Source organism: Salmonella sp. A1325 (assembly GCF_056991255.1).
In genome coordinates this window covers 132,783-152,852 of the sequence record NZ_JAMLWO010000005.1, presented here as the reverse complement: position 1 = coordinate 152,852, position 20,070 = coordinate 132,783, and the positions used below count along the sequence as shown (strand labels likewise).

The following is a 20,070-nucleotide window of genomic DNA, read 5'->3' as shown; positions in this document are numbered from 1 at the left end:
TCCTGTGATTAAGCATGGAGATCCCGAAAAGGGATCCCTTTGACCAGCCGTGCCGCGTTATTACCGGTGTTGCGTTGGGCCTGACTGTCCTGATGATGCATCAGCGTAAAAAGCGGCGCCGATGCGGGTAAATTCTTGTAATGCACGACCAGCGAGTGTCGATCGCAGGCAATGCCAACCAGCAGCGGCGAGCTGCGCGCCGCCTGCCAGGCGCTGTCAACGACATCTCCAGCCGGGTGATGCTGAAGCAGGAAAGGGATGCCTTCCTCTTCGATACCCAGCAGCACTTCGTGCCAGAGGCTGGCGCAGTCGCTGATAACGGTAATGACGATAGCCGGGGCGCTGTGATTACTGTCCATGTGCAAATTCCTTATACCAGGAGAGAATCAGGCCGGTGGCCACTGCGTTTCTTGGGCCTTCGCTGCCGCGAATATTTCCTCGCCCGGCGACCAGGCGGTAGTGCGCCAGCGCATCGGTGACCAGCTGCGGAACTTCAAAATCCAGCGACGAGCCGCCGACCAGCACCACGAACGGAATATCGCGAATGTTGCCGGTTGGACTGACCTGGCGCAGCGCGCGCAGGGCGTTGGTGACAAAGACGCGTTCTTTAGCGCTGCGGCGAATAGCACGCACTTTTTCCAGCGCTAAGTCGCCGGGAAGCGGCACCAGTTCGTCCGGTTTCACCACGCAGACGCGGGCGAACACGGCGGGAGGCAGCGGCGTCGGGAAGAACTGGACGCTGCCGTCCTCGTGGCGTAAGTGGAACAGGCTTTCGACCTTAGCCAGCGGGTATTTTTTGATCTCTTCCGCCAGATAGCGGTCTTCCAGCCCCAGTTCGCGGGCAATAATCATCGTGACCATGTCGCCTGCCCCGGCGAGATGGGTGGCGATGATTTCGCCTTTAGGGTTGATGATGGAGGCATCGGTGGAGCCCGCGCCGAGGTCGAGGATCGCCAGCGGTCGGGTGGTACCCGGCGTGGTCAGCGCGCCCAGAATGGCGGCTTCAGCCTCAGCGCCGCCGATCTGCACGTCGATATTAAGCTTCTGCTCAATTTCACGGGCAATCATCGCCATCTGCAGACGGTCTGATTTCACCATCGAGGCGATGCCGACGGCCTGCTCCAGCGAGAACTCCCCGGCCAGACCGCCGGTGACGCTCACCGGAACCGAGGTGTCAACGGCCAGTAGATCCTGAATGAAAATCTCACTGCTCGGCTTGTTGGTCAGTTCGGCCATGGTCTGGCGCACGTGCTCCAGCATGCCGCCGATATTGGTCCCGGCCTCGCCGGTGACGTTGTCGAGCTTGCCGCAGCCGTCCACCGCTTTCATGATGGCTTCGGCACCGGCGGCAACATCCACGCGCACGGTACGACTCTGCGCCTGCAGCTCCAGGTTACCGGCGGGTATTGCGCGCGCTTTGACGTCGCCGGATGGCGTTTTAACCACCACGGCGGAACGGTTGCCGATCAGCGCGCGCGCCATCGGGACGATGTTTTTTGTCTCATCGGCGTTGAGATTAAATACGGTGGCGATACCGTAAGGGTTAGAGAGGGTTTCGATAACCTTTCCCGGCACGGCGACTTCAATCGCCGCCAGCATCCCCAGCGGAATGCGGTCGATGTACAGAACTTCATCGACAATCGGTAGCGATTTTTCCAGCCGGTTGCTGACCAGTACGCCATCGTCGCGCTGCAAAATGACGCCGGTAATCTGGTATCCGGCGCGCATTGAGGCGTTGATAACATTGGCGATATCGGCAAAATCAAAGGCTGACGATACCACCAGAATATAGGACGAGTCCGCCGGGCGGGTTAACAGCTCCTCCGGCGTAATCGTGATACCCACACCAAGGCCTACTCCGCCCGGCGTTTTTGGGTTATGGCCGATCATTGTCGATTCGGTGATGATGGTTTCGGTAATGGTTTCCATCGCCACATCGCCAATCACCGGCGTGGCTTCGTTAATGCGGATGAGTGAAATATCGCTGACATTGATCCCCGCGCGCTTTGCGACGAGGGCGAGCGCTTCCTGAATGCCGAACACGTTACGCAACGTGCCTTTGATCCCGGTCGTTTCCGCCAGCGCGCTGTGGGTGATTGTCAGCGCGCCAGCCTCATTCAGAGTCGCCAGGGCGACTTCCGTCGATGAGTTGCCGATATCAATGCCAGCTATATATCGCATCACATACCCCTGTAATTAATCGTCGCCTTTGAGTTTTTTACGCTCAACGTACAGCCCTGCCGCTTCACGAACGAAAGCTGCGCAAATCTTTGCCTGATAACGGTTTTCGAGATCGTCGGCGATAGCGAGCAGCTCTTCTTTCGTTGAACGATACGGACGAAGGGCGTTGTAGATTTCCAGAATGCGATCGTCCGGTACCGCGGTCAGTTCGGCGGCGCGTTCGAAGTTCATCGCCAGCCGGTCGCGGCCCGCATCTTTGGCGATAGACGCCTGTAAGCGCAGGGTTTCCGGGGTAATACGCATATCCTGAGCGGTGACTTTATTGCTCAGCACGTTTTCCAGCGTAAAGTCGTCCAGCGTTTTATTGGTGGCGGTTTTCACCCATTCCGGGTGTTTGTTCGCCAGCGGGTAGTCGCTGACCTTTGCGCTGCGGGACGTGCCGCCTGCCGCAGGAGCCGCTGCTGGCGCATCGCCCTGCAGGCTGTTCATGCGGCTCAATACGTCCCGGACCATCGATTCAATTGCGTCGGTATTCATGGAGTTATCCTTTATCAAAGCGCCACGCGCAGTTCCTGCGGGTTTTTGCCCGTCACGACGTACTTGGTCTCTTTAATGTGCAAAATGGCCGACTTTGCCTGGTACTTCGGGCGTGCCATCTGGTCATTGAGCGTAGGGACCGGCTGCGGTGATTCGCGTTTCGCATAACGGGCGGCGTTTTTACCAATCTGACGGTAGGTTTCCAGCGTCAGCAGCGGTGCCTGCGGGAACAGCTCCAGGTTGGAGAGCGGCGGTAGCCCCTGCTGGTGGATAACCGTAGTACCTTTCGACTGGATGCCGATGGAGATGCCGGATCCGCTCAGGCGGTTACCTTCAACGGCGACGAACGCCACGTCGGAAGATTTAAAGCAGCGAATCACGCGCGCCTTGATGCCTTCTTCTTCAATACCGGCAATGACTTCGCGCAGAATGCTCTTATGCGGTAAGCCCACGATATTGACGGTTTGCGCCAGGCCAAATGCCGGGCCGACGGCGATAATGACTTCGTCCTGCTGAGTGCCCTGGCGCGCTTCGCCCACTTCGGTCAGAAAGCCGTCGCCCGCAGGCGCAGCGGTCTGTGGTGCTGTGGATGCCGCAGGCGCATTAAACGAGACGGGTTTATCGCTGCCCTTCATATCGCGGAGCACGTCTTCAATTATCTGGCGCAGCAATTTTTCATTAATTTCCATTTCTCACCCCTTAATCAATCTCGTTGGGATCAAGAGCGCCAGGGATGTTTTTAATCTCTTCCCAGCGTTCTCCCTGCAGGCGATAACCTGTTGCCGGACCGGCATAGTCATTGACGTCATTAACCGCAGAGAGCACTTGTCCGTCGCCGACGATAATGGCGGAGGTGTGCAAATAGTCGCCGGTTAGCTTGGCTTTCTGGATGTTGAGCATGTCCTGGGCCACGTCGGTAAACCCGCCCTGCGCCAGCGCTTTAACGACTTCCAGACCGTTGCGGTTTTTATTGATGATTTCCTGGGCGAACTTGATGTCTTCGACGATGTTACGCTCCGGCATATCTTTCGAACCGTGGGCATAGGTCGCGGCTTCAACTTCTTCATCGGTAATCGGCGGTAGTCCCATTCCGGCAAACACGGCCTGCAGCGCGCGGGCGGCTTTGTTACGGATGGCGATAACGTCCTCTTCGCGAACCGGGCGCAGACCGCCGTCCACTTTCAGGTCACGCTGGATAACGTTGTAGTCGTCAAAGTCTTCCGCATCTTCGTTGGAACCGGCGAACATGTTGTCGTAGTTCGGCACTGCGGAATAACCAGAGGAGATAAAATCGGTACCCGGCAGAAACTGCATCAGCAGGCGCGCGGTACGACGCATATCGGAGTGGGTGAAGGTCTGGTCGTTACTGGAGGCGCATTCCAGATCCAGCGACGAGCAGATCAGGTTTTCCGCCAGCACGGCACGAATGCCTGACGGCACGGCAGACGGTACGCCGATGCAGCTTACTGAGCCGTTTTGCAGCCCCTGAACGCCCGCGGCTTTGGTGATATAGATGCAGCGCGCTTCCAGATACAGCATGGATTTGCCTTCGGCGTAGCCCATCTGCACTTCGGATCCGGAGCCGGAGGTGAAGCGCATTTTCAGGCCGCGAGAGGCGTAGGAAGAGGCTAAGAAGCCCTTCGACCATGGGGTATCGTCACCGTCGGTGAAGACCGGCTCGGTGCCGTAAACGGAGATGGTTTCGGCGTAGCAGGTGTGGCCCAGCATGCCGAGCTTCAGCTCGGTGGCTTCTTCCAGCGAGCACTGAGTCAGTACACCCGGACGACCAACCTGAGAACCAACCAGCAGCGCGATGGCGTTGAACGGCGCATAGCGTGCTACCGCAACCGTGGTTTCTTGTTCGTCAAACCCGCGCCATGCGCCTTCGGCGGCGTCGGCGGCGATTTGCACCGGGTTGTCTTTAACGTTGGTGACGTGCGCCTGCTGAGATGGCGTGCGGCGGGCGCGCATTTTCTGCATCGCCATCATCATCTCAACCACGTTCATATGCGAAACCACTTCAACAATTTTCGCCGGGGTCATCGCGGTGGTTAGCGGGACGATTTCGCTGCGCTTGACGTTCGGATCGCAGAGCATGTTAGCCAGCTTGACCGAATCCATCGCCATCACTTCTTCGGCGCGGTTCAGGTTGATGCCGTAGCGGGCGATAAAGTGGTCGATCAGGTCGAATTCGCTAACCGGTTTTCCGTCCAGCTCGGTTACCGCGCCGTTAACGATTTTTATCGACGGTTTTGGGTCGTTCGGGCTTTCCATCGCGATAAAGCCTTCTTCGATCCACTCCTTAACAAAGCCGTCCTGATTCACAGGGCGTTTCGCCAGTGCTTCAAATCTTTTCGATCTCATGAATCAGCCTCGTGGGTATCAGATGTAGGACGGGCGATCGTTTTTCGGTTCAGAACCGAGGGTCGCAAGGACGGTTTTGCCGATTTCGCGTGCAGAGGTCACCGCCTGACGGACCGCGCCGGAGTCGCCGGAAATCACCAGAATGGCTTCGTTACTAAAGCTGGTGCCGTGCGCCGGAGAGCTGTACGCCACGACTTCAACGTTGGCTGACTTCAGGGCGGTATCGGCCATCAGTACGCCGACGGAAGCCGGAGCGCCGACGATGACGCCGCAGGCACGGCCAATCGGCGCGCCGAACGCTTTTTCCAGGGCGTAGCTGGCGCGAGCGGTGTACTGCAGCTCGATATGCCCGGCTTCGTTGCCGTAAACATCGCCGAAGGTGCGGTCCAGCTCTTTCAGCGCGACTTCGATACCGCGCTTGACGTCGGACACGTCGTTACCGCCTAAAATAATCAGCGAACCGTGGCCCGCGCCGCCTTTGGTATCGCGCGGCAACTCAATGCTGACTACTTCGGTATTGGTGGCTTTCACCGCTTCGTCCGCCGCCATAATGTGTGGGCCTGCGCCGGTGCGGGCGCCGAGAATGCCGATGGAGCGATAGCGCTTCTCGAGCTTCATCGCATCCAGCAGGGCGGTATCGACGTTAGCGATAACCAGGCCAAGGGTGTCGCCAATGGCGGTCCCGACAAATTCCGTTAAACTGCAGCTTTTTTCTGCCATAGCCGTCTCTCGTATAGGTTGGGGTTGACCAGGGATGGCCTGTTGTTCCGGCGTTGCCACACGGGCAATCACCTGCGCCATGATCTGTTCCACCAGCTCATTGCTGCTCATTGGCTAATTCCCTTCGGTAAGATTTTTTCTACATCGGTGTGAGGGCGTGGGATGACGTGTACGGCTTTCACTTCACCCACGTTGCGTGCGGCTGCGGCACCTGCATCGGTGGCCGCTTTGACCGCGCCAACATCGCCGCGCACAATGACGGTTACCAGCCCGGAGCCAATCTTTTCATAGCCCACTAACATCACATTGGCTGACTTAACCATTGCATCAGCGGCCTCTATGGCTGCGGTTAAGCCTTTGGTTTCTACCATTCCTAGTGCTTCTTGTTGCATAAAGACCTCGCATGGAGTGTTCCGATAGTTGGGACTATAAGAAGATGCGAGGAAAAAGAATGGCTGACTTGCTGTTGAGCATCAGAAAATAATGGGGAAGCAATATGACTAAATTGCCTTTTATTTTTATAACTGATTGATAATTAACATTTAATTTATTATTGTCTATATGATTATTTTGTTTTTATTATTTCATTTTTACATTTTTGTTAGTGACGAGAGTATTTCTATTTGATATAGCGAAAGACGCAAAATGTGATGCTTATTCGAAATTGATAAGTTGGCTTGTGCAATATTTTATTATTTCAACAGGCGTATTTTATAGCTCAAATTTCCCGTGTGATGGGCTGATAAAAATATCGGAAAAGCAAAATTTTGCTATCGCAACACGATTTTTCCGGAAGGCAGGCCCGCAGGTTGCCAACAATTTACAGGCGGCACTTTTTATAGTGAGGTTAGCTGTACTCTACCGCCAGCCGAAACTTGCGCTGGCCAGGACACGAACTTTGCTCAGAAGGTGTCACATGAATGATTCTCTAAAGGCGCAATGTGGTGCGGAATTTTTAGGCACCGGACTCTTTTTGTTTTTTGGTATCGGTTGTTTGAGCGCGCTCAAAGTCGCAGGCGCCAGCCTCGGATTATGGGAGATTTGCATTATTTGGGGGCTTGGGATTTCACTGGCCGTTTACCTTACAGCCGGGATCTCCGGCGGACATCTTAACCCTGCGGTGACGATTGCGCTGTGGCTCTTTGCCTGCTTCCCTAAACAGAAGGTATTGCCTTATATTATTGCCCAGTTTGCCGGCGCTTTTGGCGGCGCTCTGCTGGCGTATGTGCTTTATAGTAGCCTTTTTACTGAATTTGAGACTGCGCATCATATGGTGCGCGGTAGCGTCGAAAGTTTGCAATTAGCCAGCATTTTCAGTACCTATCCGGCCGCAGCGCTAAATGTATGGCAGGCTGCGTTGGTGAAAGTGGTCATTACGTCGATTCTGATGGGCATGATCATGGCATTGACGGATGATGGCAATGGCATTCCTAAAGGGCCGCTTGCGCCTTTGCTTATTGGGATATTGGTTGCCGTTATCGGCGCGTCTACTGGACCCCTTACCGGTTTTGCAATGAACCCGGCGCGTGATTTCGGTCCCAAACTGTTCACATGGTTAGCGGGGTGGGGGAACATGGCGATGAGCGGTGGGCGAGAGATCCCTTATTTTATCGTGCCGATTGTCGCGCCTGTTATCGGCGCCTGTGCCGGAGCAGCCATATATCGCTATTTTATTGGTAAGAATTTACCTTGTAACCGCTGTGAACTGTAAGAAAATGCGAACCAGATTCACAGCAATGATGTATCGTAAAAACAGGTGAGATAATTTCGTGATCTGCTTTCACGAACTGATCAAAACGTCTCCCAGCAATGGGAGACTTTTGATATTGTCATTGTACTTTTTATCAGGGCCAGGATAATGCTAATAAAAAGTGAATGTAAATAATGTGTTTTGTTTATAACAATAAATTAACTGAGGGGTTTTATCATGATTTCTGCGAGCGCTCTGAACTCAGAACTCATTAATAAAATCGCACAGGATTTTGCACAAGCCACCGGTCTGGCGGTTGTGGTTGTCAATATTCATGGTGATGAAATATCTGAGCTATTCAATTTCACGCCGTTTTGTCAGTTGATGCGGCAGCATCCCCAGCATAGTACACGTTGTCGTATGAGCGATCGCTGCGGGGGACTGGAGGCATCGAAGTCCGATCAACCCTGTATTTATCGTTGTCATGCCGGTCTAACGGATTTTTCTATTCCGCTGGTAATCGCAGGGCATTTAGTTGGCTTTGTTTTATGCGGGCAGGTTCGTTTAAGTAATGACGTGGAGCTGGTAAACATTCTTAATGTCGACGATCGCTGGCAGGCTGACCCTGAGCTCTTGAATGAATTTCGGAATGTGCCAGAGATGGACTATTCACGCGTTATCGCTTCCGCCGATCTTCTTAAACTGATTGTTGAGAATTGCCTGAAAAAACAGCTCAATTTCGTGGTTATCAAAGACAATCCGCAGCAATCGGAGGCAAATAAAACCACTCGTGGTCCCACTCCGCATGACAGTAAAATGAAAAAAGCGCTTCGCTATATTGATGCGCATTTGTCCGACGATCTTCGTCTTGAGGATGTCGCCTCACATGTCTATCTCAGCCCCTATTACTTCAGTAAACTATTCAAGAAATATCAGGGAATCGGATTTAATGCGTGGGTAAACCGCCAGAGAATGGTTAGCGCCAGAGAATTGCTTTGCCATAGTGACTGGAGTATTGCCAGTATTGCGCGTAATTTAGGCTTTTCGCAAACCAGCTATTTTTGCAAAGTCTTCCGCCAGACCTATCAGGTTACGCCGCAGGCTTATCGCCAGCAGATAAATGAGAATTCTCATCCTCCATCGTTATGAATAGCAATATTTTGCTATTGCCGATTTTTGATAGTCTTTTGTATCTTAATCATTTCAGAAAGAAAATTTATCTGGTGTAACAATAAATTGTCATAGCGCAACAAAATAATAAAATTTAGGGCATAAACTGCACCAGTTTTTATTTTTGTGATGAAGTACAGTGTCAGGAAAGATAAGTTTTATTACGCTTTGTCGATACGTTTTATCGTCAATATACCGGTAAGGATGAGTAGATTAACGTCAGATGAGCAACCGCTCAGGCTATTGCTCATAGAAATGTAAAACGTAGCACATTATTAATTGTCGTTATGGGTGTGCCGTACAGCCATAACGTAAACCAACAGGTTTGCCACATTTGTGGTAGGGAAGGGGGTGAAAATCCCCCGCAGCCCCCGCTGCTGTGATGCTGACGACCCCGTAAAGACCACTGATCGCAAGATTGGGAAGGACGGGCGAGGAGGACGCTAAGCCAGAAGACCTGCCTGTCGGTGATAACCAACAACTTCGGTGGGAAGTGGGTTGCGAAGACGCGTACAGTCGAAAGACTGAACATGCGCGTACCTGTATACCCCTACCACCCTGAACAGGATCAGGGTAATGGCGGCAAGGCATCACGCATTTATTCTTGCAGGCACAGGAAGCGGTTGCGGCAAAACCACGGTGACGCTTGGTTTGTTGAGGCTGCTGCAAAAACGCGCGCTGCGCGTACAGCCGTTTAAAGTTGGGCCAGATTACCTTGATACCGGCTGGCATACCGCTATCTGTGGCGTGGCGTCCCGTAATCTTGACAGTTTCATGCTTCCTCCTCCTGTTCTCAACGCCTTATTTTGCGAACAAATGCGGCAGGCGGATATCGCTGTCATTGAAGGCGTCATGGGGCTGTATGACGGCTATGGCGTCGACCCCAATTACTGCAGCACAGCCGCGATGGCGAAACAGCTTGGTTGCCCGGTCATCCTACTGGTGGACGGCAAGGCTGTTTCAACGTCGCTTGCGGCTATCGTGATGGGATTTCAGCACTTCGACCCGACCCTCAACCTCGCGGGCGTAATTGTGAATCGCGTCACTAGCGACGCCCACTATCAGCTCCTCAAAAATGCCATTGAACATTATTGCTCACTGCCGGTACTGGGGTATGTCCCTCCTTGCGACGGCGTCGCATTACCTGAACGCCACCTGGGGTTGATTACTGCCAGAGAATCCCTCGTCAATCAGCAATCATGGCATGATTTTGCCGCCACGCTGGAACAAACAGTGGATGTGGATGCGCTACTCTCGCTGAGCGTGTTATCAGCGCTTCCGGCGGGAATGTGGCCTGAACGCCCTGGTAAAACAGCGGGGGCAGGGCTGACGCTTGCTCTGGCTGATGATGAGGCCTTTAACTTTTATTACCCCGATAACATCGATTTGCTGGAGCGTGCCGGCGTTAACATTATGCGTTTTAGCCCACTGCATGACCGCGCATTGCCTGATTGTCAGATGATCTGGCTGGGCGGTGGATATCCTGAATTATACGCCGCGGATCTGGCGGCAAATACGGCGATGTTAAAACATTTGCGGGCGGCGCATCAGCGCGGCGTGGCGATTTACGCGGAGTGTGGCGGTCTGATGTATCTGGGGAGCACTTTGGAGGATAGCGGTGGGGAAATTCATCAGATGGCGAATATTATCCCCGGTCACAGCAAAATGGGTAAGCGACTTACCCGCTTTGGCTACTGTGAGGCGCAGGCTATGCAGCCAACGCTATTGGCGGTGCCTGGCGAGATAGTGCGCGGCCATGAATTTCACTACTCAGATTTTATCCCCGAAACACCCGCCGTTATGGCCTGTCGTAAGGTTCGCGATGGCCGCGTGTTACAGGAATGGACTGGCGGCTGGCAGACAGGCAACACGTTTGCCAGCTATCTGCACGTCCATTTCGCCCAGCGTCCGGAAATGTTGCAGCACTGGCTGGCGGCGGCGAGGCGCGTATTATGACGATTCTTGCCTGGTGTATCGCCTGGGTGCTGGATTTTATCATCGGCGACCCTCAACACTGGCCCCATCCGGTACGCTGGATAGGCCGATTAATTACGTTTGTGCAGCGTATTGTGCGTCGCTATTGTCCCGGCGATAAAGCGCTGCGGATTGGCGGCGGCGTAATGTGGGTTGTGGTTGTCGGGGCGACCTGGGGCGTGGCATGGGGCGTACTGGCGCTGGCGCAGCGGATTCACCCCTGGTTTGGCTGGAGCGTCGAAGTCTGGATGATCTTTACCACGCTGGCCGGACGCTCTCTGGCCCGCGCCGCGCAGGAGGTTGAACGACCGTTGCGGGAGAACGACCTTGCGGAAAGCCGAATAAAACTCTCCTGGATCGTCGGGCGCGATACGTCGCAACTTCAGCCAGCGCAGATCAATCGCGCCGTGGTGGAAACGGTTGCAGAAAACACCGTTGACGGCATTATCGCGCCGCTCTTTTTCCTCTTTCTCGGCGGCGCGCCGCTGGCGATGGCCTACAAAGCCGTCAATACCCTGGATTCAATGGTGGGCTACAAACATGAAAAATACCGGGCGATTGGTATGGTCAGCGCCCGTATGGACGACGTAGCGAACTATCTTCCTGCCCGACTGAGCTGGCTGTTGCTGGGCATTGCGGCAGGACTGTGTCGCCTGAGTAGTTGGCGGGCGCTGCGTATTGGCTGGCGTGACCGTTATAACCACAGTAGCCCAAATTGCGCCTGGTCGGAAGCGTGTGTGGCCGGCGCCTTAGGTATCCAGCTCGGTGGCCCAAATAACTACTTTGGCGAGCGTGTGGACAAGCCCTGGATCGGCGACGCGCAGCGCGATATTTCCGTGGACGATATTTCCCGAACGATTCGATTGATGTGGGTCGCTTCAACCCTGGCGCTGGCGTTGTTTATTGCGGCGCGGTGCGGGTTATCTGGTGTGGCCTGAGGACGACAGTATGCATTATATCCAGCAGCCCCAAACCATTGAGGCCAACAGTTTCACCATTATTAGCGACATTATTCGCGAAACGCGTCCTGATTACCGTTTCGCCAGCCCGCTCCATGAGGCCATTATCAAGCGGGTTATTCATACCACCGCCGATTTCGACTGGCTGGACATTTTGTGGTTTTCTGCCGATGCGCTGGAGCAGCTTTGTGATGCGCTACGCCATCCGTGCATTATTTATACCGATACCACGATGGCGCTGTCCGGCATTAATAAAAGATTACTGGCGACGTTTGGCGGCGAGTGTCGCTGTTATATCAGCGATCCGCGCGTGGTGCGCGCCGCACAAACGCAGGGGATTACCCGTTCAATGGCCGCCGTCGATATCGCTATCGCCGAGGAGGAGAAAAACAAGCTCTTTGTTTTCGGTAATGCGCCGACGGCCCTGTTCCGTTTGCTTGAACATAACGTGACGGTGAGCGGCGTGGTGGGCGTACCGGTAGGCTTTGTCGGCGCGGCGGAGTCCAAAGAGGCGCTCACCCATAGCCATTTCCCCGCGGTTGCCGCGTTAGGGCGTAAAGGCGGCAGTAACGTGGCTGCCGCTATCGTCAATGCGCTGCTCTATCACCTCTGGGAGGCCTGATGAGCGAGCTTTCTTTTGACACGCCGGTCTGGCACCACGGTAAAGCGTTACGTAAAGGATATACCACCGGTTCCTGCGCGACGGCGGCGGCAAAAGTCGCCGCGCTGATGGTATTGCGTCAACATCTGATTCATCAGGTCTCCATCGTCACGCCGTCGGGCGTCACGCTATGCCTGAACGTGGAGTCGCCGCACATTGAAGGCCAGCAGGCGATAGCCGCAATTCGTAAAGATGGCGGCGATGATGTGGATGCCACGCACGGAATGCTGATTTTTGCCCGCGTTACGCTCAACGACAGCGGTGAGATTACGCTCACTGGCGGCGAAGGTATTGGTACGGTAACGCGTAAAGGGGTTGGACTGCCGCTCGGGAGCGCCGCCATCAATCGTACGCCGCGCCATACCATTGAGTCAGCGGTACGCGAAGCGATAGGCCCGGCGCGTGGGGCCGATGTGGAGATTTTTGCCCCGGAAGGCGAAGCGCGGGCGCAAAAAACGTATAACTCGCGGCTTGGCATTCTTGGCGGCATTTCCATTATTGGCACTACCGGCATTGTGACGCCGATGTCGGAAGAAAGCTGGAAACGCTCGCTATCGCTGGAACTGGAGATCAAACGGGCGTCAGGATTAACGCGGGTGATACTCGTGCCGGGCAACCACGGCGAACGGTTTGTTCGCGAACAAATGAGCGTCGACACACAGACGGTCGTCACCATGAGCAATTTTGTCGGCTACATGATTGAAGAGGCGGTACGGCTGGGATTTTGCCAGATAGTGCTGGTGGGGCATCCTGGAAAATTGATCAAAATCGCCGCCGGGATCTTTCATACCCATAGCCATATTGCCGATGCGCGCATGGAAACGCTGGTCGCGCATTTAGCTTTACTGGGCGCGCCGCTGGAGTTACTCACCCTGGTCAGCGATTGCGATACCACCGAAGCGGCAATGGAGCACATTGAAGCATATGGCTTCGGGCATATCTATAACCATCTTGCCAGGCGTATTTGTTTGCGAGTCATGCAGATGCTGCGTTTTACCAAAACGCCGCCTGTCTGCGACGCCATCCTGTTTTCTTTTGATAACTATATTCTCGGCAGTAATCGTCCCGTCGACGAGATTGCTAAGGAGCTGCAATGCTAACGGTCGTGGGTATGGGGCCCGCTGGACGGCATTTGATGACCCCTGCGGCGCTGGAAGCGATAGACCATGCCGATGCGCTGGCAGGCGGTAAACGCCATTTGGCGCAGTTTCCGGCGTTTGGCGGCGAACGATTTACGCTGGGCGCGGATATTGGCGCGTTGTTGTCCTGGATTGCCGCCCGTTGGGATAAAGGGATCGTGGTGCTGGCCTCCGGCGATCCGCTGTTTTATGGCATCGGTACACGCCTGGTGGCGCATTTTGGTATCGAACAGGTTCGCATTATCCCTGGCATCAGCGCCGTACAGTATCTGTGCGCACAGGCTGGAATTGATATGAATGACATGTGGTTGACCAGTAGCCACGGTCGTTGCGTCAGCTTCGATCAGTTAGCGAACCATCGCAAAGTGGCGATGGTCACGGATGCCCGCTGCGGGCCGCGAGAAATCGCGCGGGAACTGGTCGCGCGGGGCAAAGGGCATCGCTTAATGGTGATTGGTGAAAATCTGGCGATGGAAAATGAGCGGATCCACTGGCTACCCGTCAGTGCGGTCAACGCCGACTATGAAATGAATGCAGTGGTGATCCTGGATGAAAGATGAGCTTTTTCTGCGCGGCGAGAACGTGCCAATGACCAAAGAGGCGGTACGGGCGCTGGCACTGTCGAAACTTGAGCTCCACCGCGCCAGTCACCTTATTGACGTCGGGGCGGGAACGGGAAGCGTCTCAATTGAAGCGGCGCTGCAATTTCCTTCGTTGCAGGTGACGGCTATCGAGCGTAATCCTGCCGCGCTACGACTGCTTGATGAGAATCGTCAGCGCTTTGCCTGCGGCAATATCGATATTCTCCCCGGCGAAGCGCCAATGACCATAACCGGGAAAGCCGATGCGGTGTTTATGGGCGGCAGCGGCGGGCATCTGACGGCGCTGATTGACTGGGCGATGGGCCATCTGCATCCCGGTGGCCGTCTGGTGATGACCTTTATCTTGCAGGAAAACCTCCATAGCGCGCTGGCGCATCTTGCGCGCATCGGCGCATGCCGAATGGACTGTGTACAGCTTCAGCTTTCATCGTTAACGCCGCTGGGGGCGGGACACTATTTCAAACCGAACAACCCTGTTTTTGTTATCGCCTGTCAGAAGGAAGAAAACCATGTCAGAGACATTTGATCCACGCTGTGTATGGTTCGTCGGCGCCGGGCCGGGCGATCGCGAGCTGATCACGCTTAAAGGCTACCGCCTGCTGCAACAGGCGCAGGTAGTTATCTATGCCGGTTCGCTGATCAATACCGAACTGCTGGATTACTGCCCCGCGCAGGCAGAACGCTACGACAGCGCCGAACTGCATCTTGAGCAGATTATCGAGCTGATGGCTGCGGGCGTGAAAGCGGGAAAAACGGTGGTGCGGTTGCAAACGGGCGATGTCTCGCTGTACGGCTCCGTACGTGAGCAAGGCGAAGAGTTAACCCGCCGTGGTATCGACTGGCAGGTAGTGCCTGGCGTCAGCGCGTTTCTCGGCGCTGCGGCGGAGCTGGGTGTGGAATATACCGTACCGGAGGTATCGCAGAGTCTCATTATTACCCGTCTGGAAGGGCGTACGCCAGTACCGGCGCGCGAACAACTGGAGGCGTTCGCCAGTCACCAGACGTCAATGGCGATTTATCTCTCCGTTCAGCGTATTCACCGGGTGGCGGAACGTCTCATTGCCGGCGGTTATCCGGCAACTACGCCTGTCGCGGTCATCTATAAGGCTACCTGGCCGGAAAGCCAGACCGTTCGCGGCACGTTAGCGGATATTAGCGACAAAGTACGTGATGCTGGCATCCGTAAGACGGCGCTAATCCTGGTCGGGAATTTTCTGGGTAAGGAGTATCACTACTCAAGACTTTATGCAGCGGACTTTAGCCATGAATACCGTAAAGCCTGAATCCATTGCGTTGTTTTGCCTGACGCCCGGCGGTGTGGCGCTGGCAAAGAGACTCGCCGCGATGTTGCCGTTAACCTGCTTTACCAGTGAAAAACTGCGGGAAGAGGGATTTATTCCCTTCGATGGCGGATTCGCTAATACCGCGCGGCAGGCTTTTACCACTTATACCGCGCTTATTTTTATCGGCGCGACCGGCATTGCCGTTCGTGTCCTGGCGCCGTTAGTGAACGATAAGTTCAGCGATCCGGCGGTGGTCGTCATTGATGAACGTGGTCAGCATGTCATTAGCCTGCTTTCCGGTCATGCGGGCGGGGCCAATGCCTTGACGCGCTACCTGGCAGGAATGTTAGGCGCCGATCCGGTGATTACCACGGCAACGGATGTCAATGAGATGTCCGCGTTGGACACTTTAGCTTTCCAGCTTAACGCCCGCATGACCGATCTTCGCACGGCGGTAAAAACCGTTAACCAGATGTTGGTCAGTCATCAACGTGTAGGGTTATGGTGGGATGTCGAACTAACGGAAGAGATCGACCAGTGCGATATTCGCGGTTTTATCCCTGTTGATGATTTGCAGCGGCTGCCTGAACTGGATGCGCTTATCTGCGTCTCTTTGCGTAATGACCTCCCTGAGCTTCCCGTACCGCACTGGAAACTGGTGCCCCAGCGTGTGGTGGCGGGAATTGGCTGTCGCCGCGATACGCCATTTCCCCTGTTAGCGACATTACTGGCGCGTCAGCTTGAAGCGCAGAAACTCGATCCGCTGGCGTTAAAAGCGATTGGCAGCGTCACGCTCAAAAAAGGGGAACCGGGGCTTATTCAGCTCGCCTCCTGCTGCCGCGTGCCTTTTAAAACCTTTACCGCCGAAGCGTTGCGCGAATTCGAACACCATTTTCCCGGTTCTGGCTTCGTCAGAAAAACGGTGGGCGTTGGCAGCGTATCCGGCCCGGCTGCGTGGTTATTAAGCCAGGGACAATTGTTAGGCGAAACCCTGCGCGAACAGGGCGTCACTATTACTTTGGGAGTTTCACACTGATGTTAAGCGTAATCGGAATTGGCCCTGGCTCACAGTCAATGATGACCATGGAAGCGATTGAGGCGTTACAGGCGGCGGAAATCGTCGTCGGTTATAAAACCTACACCCACCTGGTGAAAGCCTTTACCGGCGACAAACAGGTGATCAAGACCGGCATGTGTAAGGAAATTGAACGCTGCCAGGCGGCTATTGAACTGGCGCAGGCCGGTCATAACGTAGCGCTCATCAGCAGCGGCGACGCCGGTATTTACGGCATGGCGGGTCTGGTGCTGGAACTGGTCGGCAAGCAAAAACTGGACGTCGAGGTGCGGCTCATTCCTGGCATGACCGCCAGCATCGCCGCCGCCTCTTTACTGGGCGCGCCGCTGATGCATGACTTCTGCCATATCAGTCTCAGCGACCTGCTGACCCCGTGGCCGGTAATTGAAAAGCGTATCGTTGCCGCCGGAGAGGCAGACTTTGTTATCTGTTTTTACAACCCGCGCAGCCGCGGGCGCGAAGGGCATCTGGCGCGCGCGTTTGACCTGCTTACCGCCAGTAAAAGCGCGCAGACGCCGGTTGGCGTGGTGAAATCCGCCGGACGTAAGAAAGAGGAAAAATGGCTGACTACGCTCGGCGATATGGATTTTGAACCGGTAGATATGACCAGTCTGGTCATCGTTGGTAATAAGACGACCTATGTTCAGGATGGGCTGATGATAACGCCGCGAGGTTACACGCTGTGAATGAGGGGGAAGTGCTGGTGGTGGGCGGCACCAGCGATGCGCGCGCGTTATGCCGACAACTGGATGCGGCGAACGTCGCGTACACCTTATCCGTGGCGACGCCAGCCGGAAAAGCGCTGGCTGGCGACATTAAAGGACAGGTGCGCTGTGGTCGTCTGGAGTACGGGCAGATGGTCGCCTGGCTAAAAGAAAACCGTACTCGCTGGGTAATAGATGCATCGCATCCTTATGCAGAAATGGTCAGCCATAACCTCCTTCGCGCCTGTGAAACGGCAGGCGTGTTGTTAAGTCGTTATCAGCGTCCGGAGCAGCTTAGCAATCTGACGCATCCGCTTCTCTATACGGCGCGCAGTATTGCCGATGCCTGCGAGATAGTGAGGCGTTTTGGTCCGCGCGTGTTACTGACGACCGGCAGTAAAGATCTGGCCGTCTGGCGTGCCGGACTGGCGGAAAAAACGTTGCTGGCGCGTGTACTGCCCGTGGCGGAGGTGATTCAACGCTGCAGCGAACTGGGGTTCGGCGTTGGAGAAATTTTCGCACTGTGTGGGCCGTTCAGCGCTGATTTTAACGCCGCGTTTTACCACCAGTGCCGGGCCGACGTAGTCATTACCAAAGCGTCCGGCGCGGAGGGGGGATATCAGGAAAAAGTTCAGCCCTGTCTGGATGCGGGCATTCCCTGCATCGTTATTGCGCGCCCGACGCCGCTTGTGACGGGTGATGAGTTACTGGAAAGCCAGGCCGCCTTTGCGCAGCGTTTATCGCGCTGGCTGGCCGCAGCTAAGGAGTAAAAATGAAAAAAGCGCTTCTGGTGGTCAGTTTTGGCACCAGCTATCACGACACCTGTGAAAAAAACATTGTGGCGTGCGAACGTGATCTGGCGGCGTCCTGTCCCGATCGCGACCTGTTTCGCGCCTTCACTTCCGGAATGATCATTCGCAAGCTTCGCCAGCGTGACGGTATCGACATCGATACGCCATTACAGGCTTTGCAAAAGCTTGCCGCACAGGGATATCAGGACGTGGCGATTCAGTCGTTGCACATTATTAACGGCGACGAATATGAAAAAATTGTCCGTGAAGTACAACTCTTGCGTCCGTTATTCACTCGCCTGACGCTGGGCGTGCCGCTGCTGAGCAGCCATAACGATTATGTGCAGCTAATGCAGGCGTTGCGACAACAGATGCCATCGCTCAGACAAACGGAGAAAGTCGTTTTTATGGGCCACGGCGCCAGCCATCACGCATTCGCTGCTTATGCCTGTCTCGATCATATGATGACCGCGCAGCGCTTTCCGGCGCGCGTCGGCGCCGTAGAAAGCTACCCGGAGGTCGACATCCTGATCGACAGCCTGCGTGACGAAGGCGTCACCGGCGTACATTTGATGCCATTAATGCTGGTGGCGGGCGATCACGCCATTAATGATATGGCTTCAGACGACGGCGACTCATGGAAAATGCGCTTTAACGCGGCGGGCATTCCGGCGACGCCGTGGCTGAGCGGGCTGGGAGAAAACCCGGCTATCCGGGCGATGTTTGTCGCGCATTTGCACCAGGCGCTGAACATGGCGGTAGAGGAGGCGGCATGAACGGTAAATTATACGCATTAAGTACCGGGCCAGGCGCGCCCGACCTGATAACCGTCCGCGCAGCGCGAATTCTTGGCTCGCTGGACATTCTATATGCGCCTGCCGGTCGTAAGGGGGGCGATAGTCTGGCGCTGTCGATTGTGCGCGACTATCTCGGCGAGCAGACGGAAGTACGTTGTTGCCATTTCCCTATGAGCGCTGACGGCGCCGAGAAAGAAGCGGTCTGGAACGAGGTTGCCGCCGCGCTTACCGCAGAGGTGGAAGCGGGTAAACAGGTCGGTTTTATTACCCTGGGCGATGCGATGCTATTCAGTACCTGGATTTTTTTACTCCAGCGAATCGGCTGCCCGGAGTGGCTGGAGATTGTCCCCGGCGTCACGTCCTTCGCCGCGATAGCCGCCCGCGCGAAAATGCCGCTCGCCATAGAACGGCAATCGCTGGCGGTTATTTCTTGTACCGCGCCGGAAGCGGAAATAGCCCAGGCGCTACAACAGCATGATAGCCTGGTGTTGATGAAAGTGTATGGCCGATTCGCCCGTATTAAAGCGTTGCTGGCGCAGGCTGGCCTGCTGGAATGCGCCTTAATGATGTCCGAGGCCACGCTGCCCGGCGAGCAGTGCTGGCGCCATCTCCACGAGGTCAACGATGATCGACCGTTGCCCTATTTTTCGACCATTCTGGTCAATAAACAGTGGGAGTATGCAGAATGAAACTTGAACAGCAGCTTAGACAGTTGTCTTTCAGTGGACTGGCTGCAGCGCTATTGCTGATGGTTGTCCCGCAACAGGCGTTTGCGATGCATATCATGGAGGGCTTTTTACCGCCAGTGTGGGCGCTGGCCTGGTGGTTACTGTTTTTACCCTGCTTGTGGTATGGGCTGGTGCGCTTACGGCGTATTGTGCAGGAGGATAATCATCAGAAGGTACTGCTGGCGCTGTGCGGCGCGTTTATTTTTGTCCTGTCCGCGCTCAAAATTCCGTCGGTAACGGGGAGTTGTTCACATCCGACCGGCGTTGGTCTGGCGGTTATCTTGTTCGGGCCCGGGGTGGTGGCGATTCTCGGTGCGGTTGTGCTGTTGTTTCAGGCGCTATTGCTGGCGCACGGCGGCCTGACGACGCTTGGCGCAAACGGAATGTCGATGGCGGTGATTGGCCCGGTTGTCGGTTATCTGGTGTGGAAAATGGCCTGCCGTGCCGGACTGCGCCGCGATGTCGCCGTTTTTCTGTGCGCGATGCTGGCGGATTTGGCGACCTATTTTGTGACTTCAGTCCAGCTTGGCGTTGCGTTTCCCGATCCCCATGCCGGAGCGACAGGGTCTGTTGTGAAGTTTATGGGGATTTTCTGCCTCACACAGATTCCTGTCGCCATTGCCGAAGGTTTATTAACCGTCATGATTTATGACCAGTTGACTAAACGGCAAGTGATTACCGTACAAGGACATTAA

Annotated in this window: 22 protein-coding genes and 1 riboswitch; of the genes, 15 read left to right on the top strand and 7 right to left on the bottom strand. The window is 55.2% G+C overall.

Annotation, left to right across the window (positions count from 1 at the left end):
- Nucleotides 1-8: 8 nt before the first annotated feature.
- The 7 genes from pduH to pduA are packed head-to-tail and all read right to left on the bottom strand — an operon-like array spanning nucleotide 9 to nucleotide 6,194.
- Entirely contained in the window at nucleotides 9-359 is a 351-nt protein-coding gene (gene pduH, locus NAZ64_RS12030) for a propanediol dehydratase reactivase beta subunit PduH (RefSeq protein WP_076935375.1), read from the bottom strand.
- Nucleotides 349-2,181, bottom strand: coding sequence for a propanediol dehydratase reactivase alpha subunit PduG (pduG, locus tag NAZ64_RS12025; RefSeq protein ID WP_220569810.1), 1,833 nt, complete (start codon nucleotides 2,179-2,181; stop codon nucleotides 349-351). Before pduG ends, pduH begins: the two co-directional genes overlap by 11 nt.
- Nucleotides 2,182-2,196: 15 nt before the next feature.
- A complete protein-coding gene (gene pduE / locus NAZ64_RS12020) occupies nucleotides 2,197-2,718 on the bottom strand; it encodes a propanediol dehydratase small subunit PduE (RefSeq protein ID WP_001090597.1) in 522 nt (173 codons plus the stop codon).
- A 14-nt stretch (nucleotides 2,719-2,732) separates the two neighbouring features.
- Nucleotides 2,733-3,407 (bottom strand): propanediol dehydratase medium subunit PduD, encoded by a 675-nt coding sequence (gene pduD, locus NAZ64_RS12015; RefSeq protein WP_000405048.1) that lies wholly within the window; start codon nucleotides 3,405-3,407, stop codon nucleotides 2,733-2,735.
- A gap of 10 nt (nucleotides 3,408-3,417) precedes the next feature.
- On the bottom strand, nucleotides 3,418-5,082 hold the full coding sequence (pduC, locus tag NAZ64_RS12010; protein ID WP_001256896.1) for a propanediol dehydratase large subunit PduC: 1,665 nt from the start codon (nucleotides 5,080-5,082) through the stop codon (nucleotides 3,418-3,420).
- 18 nt (nucleotides 5,083-5,100) lie between these two features.
- The gene (gene pduB, locus NAZ64_RS12005) at nucleotides 5,101-5,913 is read right to left on the bottom strand and encodes a propanediol utilization microcompartment protein PduB (protein ID WP_000097500.1); all 813 of its coding nucleotides are present in this window, start codon (nucleotides 5,911-5,913) and stop codon (nucleotides 5,101-5,103) included.
- Complete coding sequence (pduA, locus tag NAZ64_RS12000) at nucleotides 5,910-6,194, bottom strand: propanediol utilization microcompartment protein PduA (protein ID WP_001183618.1); 285 nt, start codon at nucleotides 6,192-6,194, stop codon at nucleotides 5,910-5,912. Before pduA ends, pduB begins: the two co-directional genes overlap by 4 nt.
- 524 nt (nucleotides 6,195-6,718) lie before the next feature.
- On the opposite strand from pduA, the gene pduF reads away from it, so the two are divergent.
- From pduF to cbiM, 15 genes are all read left to right on the top strand, one after another.
- A complete protein-coding gene (gene pduF, locus NAZ64_RS11995; RefSeq protein ID WP_483640955.1) occupies nucleotides 6,719-7,513 on the top strand; it encodes a propanediol diffusion facilitator PduF in 795 nt (264 codons plus the stop codon).
- A gap of 216 nt (nucleotides 7,514-7,729) precedes the next feature.
- On the top strand, nucleotides 7,730-8,641 hold the full coding sequence (pocR, locus tag NAZ64_RS11990) for a transcriptional regulator PocR (RefSeq protein ID WP_000622326.1): 912 nt from the start codon (nucleotides 7,730-7,732) through the stop codon (nucleotides 8,639-8,641).
- A 325-nt stretch (nucleotides 8,642-8,966) separates the two neighbouring features.
- Nucleotides 8,967-9,141, top strand: a riboswitch (cobalamin riboswitch).
- 97 nt (nucleotides 9,142-9,238) lie between these two features.
- A complete protein-coding gene (locus NAZ64_RS11985; RefSeq protein ID WP_220569811.1) occupies nucleotides 9,239-10,618 on the top strand; it encodes a cobyrinic acid a,c-diamide synthase CobB in 1,380 nt (459 codons plus the stop codon).
- Complete coding sequence (gene cbiB, locus NAZ64_RS11980) at nucleotides 10,615-11,574, top strand: adenosylcobinamide-phosphate synthase CbiB (protein ID WP_220569812.1); 960 nt, start codon at nucleotides 10,615-10,617, stop codon at nucleotides 11,572-11,574. Before NAZ64_RS11985 ends, cbiB begins: the two co-directional genes overlap by 4 nt.
- Nucleotides 11,575-11,584: 10 nt before the next feature.
- Nucleotides 11,585-12,217, top strand: coding sequence for a cobalt-precorrin-8 methylmutase (locus NAZ64_RS11975; protein WP_220569813.1), 633 nt, complete (start codon nucleotides 11,585-11,587; stop codon nucleotides 12,215-12,217).
- Complete coding sequence (cbiD, locus tag NAZ64_RS11970; protein ID WP_220569814.1) at nucleotides 12,217-13,356, top strand: cobalt-precorrin-5B (C(1))-methyltransferase CbiD; 1,140 nt, start codon at nucleotides 12,217-12,219, stop codon at nucleotides 13,354-13,356. The genes NAZ64_RS11975 and cbiD overlap by 1 nt, the downstream gene beginning before the upstream one ends.
- The gene (locus NAZ64_RS11965; protein WP_000958838.1) at nucleotides 13,350-13,955 is read left to right on the top strand and encodes a cobalt-precorrin-7 (C(5))-methyltransferase; all 606 of its coding nucleotides are present in this window, start codon (nucleotides 13,350-13,352) and stop codon (nucleotides 13,953-13,955) included. Before cbiD ends, NAZ64_RS11965 begins: the two co-directional genes overlap by 7 nt.
- Nucleotides 13,945-14,523, top strand: coding sequence for a decarboxylating cobalt-precorrin-6B (C(15))-methyltransferase (locus tag NAZ64_RS11960; RefSeq protein WP_000650990.1), 579 nt, complete (start codon nucleotides 13,945-13,947; stop codon nucleotides 14,521-14,523). The genes NAZ64_RS11965 and NAZ64_RS11960 overlap by 11 nt, the downstream gene beginning before the upstream one ends.
- The gene (locus NAZ64_RS11955; protein ID WP_000004870.1) at nucleotides 14,507-15,280 is read left to right on the top strand and encodes a cobalt-precorrin-4 methyltransferase; all 774 of its coding nucleotides are present in this window, start codon (nucleotides 14,507-14,509) and stop codon (nucleotides 15,278-15,280) included. Before NAZ64_RS11960 ends, NAZ64_RS11955 begins: the two co-directional genes overlap by 17 nt.
- Nucleotides 15,261-16,316 (top strand): cobalt-precorrin 5A hydrolase, encoded by a 1,056-nt coding sequence (cbiG, locus tag NAZ64_RS11950; protein ID WP_220569815.1) that lies wholly within the window; start codon nucleotides 15,261-15,263, stop codon nucleotides 16,314-16,316. The genes NAZ64_RS11955 and cbiG overlap by 20 nt, the downstream gene beginning before the upstream one ends.
- Nucleotides 16,316-17,041, top strand: coding sequence for a precorrin-3B C(17)-methyltransferase (locus tag NAZ64_RS11945; RefSeq protein WP_076935372.1), 726 nt, complete (start codon nucleotides 16,316-16,318; stop codon nucleotides 17,039-17,041). The genes cbiG and NAZ64_RS11945 overlap by 1 nt, the downstream gene beginning before the upstream one ends.
- Nucleotides 17,038-17,829, top strand: coding sequence for a cobalt-precorrin-6A reductase (locus NAZ64_RS11940; RefSeq protein WP_076935371.1), 792 nt, complete (start codon nucleotides 17,038-17,040; stop codon nucleotides 17,827-17,829). The genes NAZ64_RS11945 and NAZ64_RS11940 overlap by 4 nt, the downstream gene beginning before the upstream one ends.
- A gap of 2 nt (nucleotides 17,830-17,831) precedes the next feature.
- Complete coding sequence (cbiK, locus tag NAZ64_RS11935; protein WP_000709784.1) at nucleotides 17,832-18,626, top strand: sirohydrochlorin cobaltochelatase; 795 nt, start codon at nucleotides 17,832-17,834, stop codon at nucleotides 18,624-18,626.
- Nucleotides 18,623-19,336 (top strand): cobalt-factor II C(20)-methyltransferase, encoded by a 714-nt coding sequence (locus NAZ64_RS11930; protein WP_001013552.1) that lies wholly within the window; start codon nucleotides 18,623-18,625, stop codon nucleotides 19,334-19,336. Before cbiK ends, NAZ64_RS11930 begins: the two co-directional genes overlap by 4 nt.
- Entirely contained in the window at nucleotides 19,333-20,070 is a 738-nt protein-coding gene (gene cbiM / locus NAZ64_RS11925) for a cobalt ECF transporter S component CbiM (protein WP_000764336.1), read from the top strand. Before NAZ64_RS11930 ends, cbiM begins: the two co-directional genes overlap by 4 nt.

What these genes read in the sequence shown, in the direction of transcription:
- cbiM (WP_000764336.1), top strand. Translation starts at nt 19,333, where the DNA reads ATGAAACTTGAACAGCAGCTTAGACAGTTGTCTTTCAGTGGACTGGCT.
- pduB (WP_000097500.1), bottom strand. Translation starts at nt 5,913, where the DNA reads ATGAGCAGCAATGAGCTGGTGGAACAGATCATGGCGCAGGTGATTGCC.
- pocR (WP_000622326.1), top strand. Translation starts at nt 7,730, where the DNA reads ATGATTTCTGCGAGCGCTCTGAACTCAGAACTCATTAATAAAATCGCA.
- cbiB (WP_220569812.1), top strand. Translation starts at nt 10,615, where the DNA reads ATGACGATTCTTGCCTGGTGTATCGCCTGGGTGCTGGATTTTATCATC.
- cbiG (WP_220569815.1), top strand. Translation starts at nt 15,261, where the DNA reads ATGAATACCGTAAAGCCTGAATCCATTGCGTTGTTTTGCCTGACGCCC.
- pduD (WP_000405048.1), bottom strand. Translation starts at nt 3,407, where the DNA reads ATGGAAATTAATGAAAAATTGCTGCGCCAGATAATTGAAGACGTGCTC.
- pduG (WP_220569810.1), bottom strand. Translation starts at nt 2,181, where the DNA reads ATGCGATATATAGCTGGCATTGATATCGGCAACTCATCGACGGAAGTC.
- NAZ64_RS11960 (WP_000650990.1), top strand. Translation starts at nt 13,945, where the DNA reads ATGAAAGATGAGCTTTTTCTGCGCGGCGAGAACGTGCCAATGACCAAA.
- NAZ64_RS11955 (WP_000004870.1), top strand. Translation starts at nt 14,507, where the DNA reads ATGTCAGAGACATTTGATCCACGCTGTGTATGGTTCGTCGGCGCCGGG.
- pduE (WP_001090597.1), bottom strand. Translation starts at nt 2,718, where the DNA reads ATGAATACCGACGCAATTGAATCGATGGTCCGGGACGTATTGAGCCGC.
- NAZ64_RS11985 (WP_220569811.1), top strand. Translation starts at nt 9,239, where the DNA reads ATGGCGGCAAGGCATCACGCATTTATTCTTGCAGGCACAGGAAGCGGT.
- cbiK (WP_000709784.1), top strand. Translation starts at nt 17,832, where the DNA reads ATGAAAAAAGCGCTTCTGGTGGTCAGTTTTGGCACCAGCTATCACGAC.
- pduA (WP_001183618.1), bottom strand. Translation starts at nt 6,194, where the DNA reads ATGCAACAAGAAGCACTAGGAATGGTAGAAACCAAAGGCTTAACCGCA.
- NAZ64_RS11965 (WP_000958838.1), top strand. Translation starts at nt 13,350, where the DNA reads ATGCTAACGGTCGTGGGTATGGGGCCCGCTGGACGGCATTTGATGACC.
- cbiD (WP_220569814.1), top strand. Translation starts at nt 12,217, where the DNA reads ATGAGCGAGCTTTCTTTTGACACGCCGGTCTGGCACCACGGTAAAGCG.
- pduC (WP_001256896.1), bottom strand. Translation starts at nt 5,082, where the DNA reads ATGAGATCGAAAAGATTTGAAGCACTGGCGAAACGCCCTGTGAATCAG.
- NAZ64_RS11930 (WP_001013552.1), top strand. Translation starts at nt 18,623, where the DNA reads ATGAACGGTAAATTATACGCATTAAGTACCGGGCCAGGCGCGCCCGAC.
- NAZ64_RS11945 (WP_076935372.1), top strand. Translation starts at nt 16,316, where the DNA reads ATGTTAAGCGTAATCGGAATTGGCCCTGGCTCACAGTCAATGATGACC.
- pduF (WP_483640955.1), top strand. Translation starts at nt 6,719, where the DNA reads ATGAATGATTCTCTAAAGGCGCAATGTGGTGCGGAATTTTTAGGCACC.
- pduH (WP_076935375.1), bottom strand. Translation starts at nt 359, where the DNA reads ATGGACAGTAATCACAGCGCCCCGGCTATCGTCATTACCGTTATCAGC.
- NAZ64_RS11975 (WP_220569813.1), top strand. Translation starts at nt 11,585, where the DNA reads ATGCATTATATCCAGCAGCCCCAAACCATTGAGGCCAACAGTTTCACC.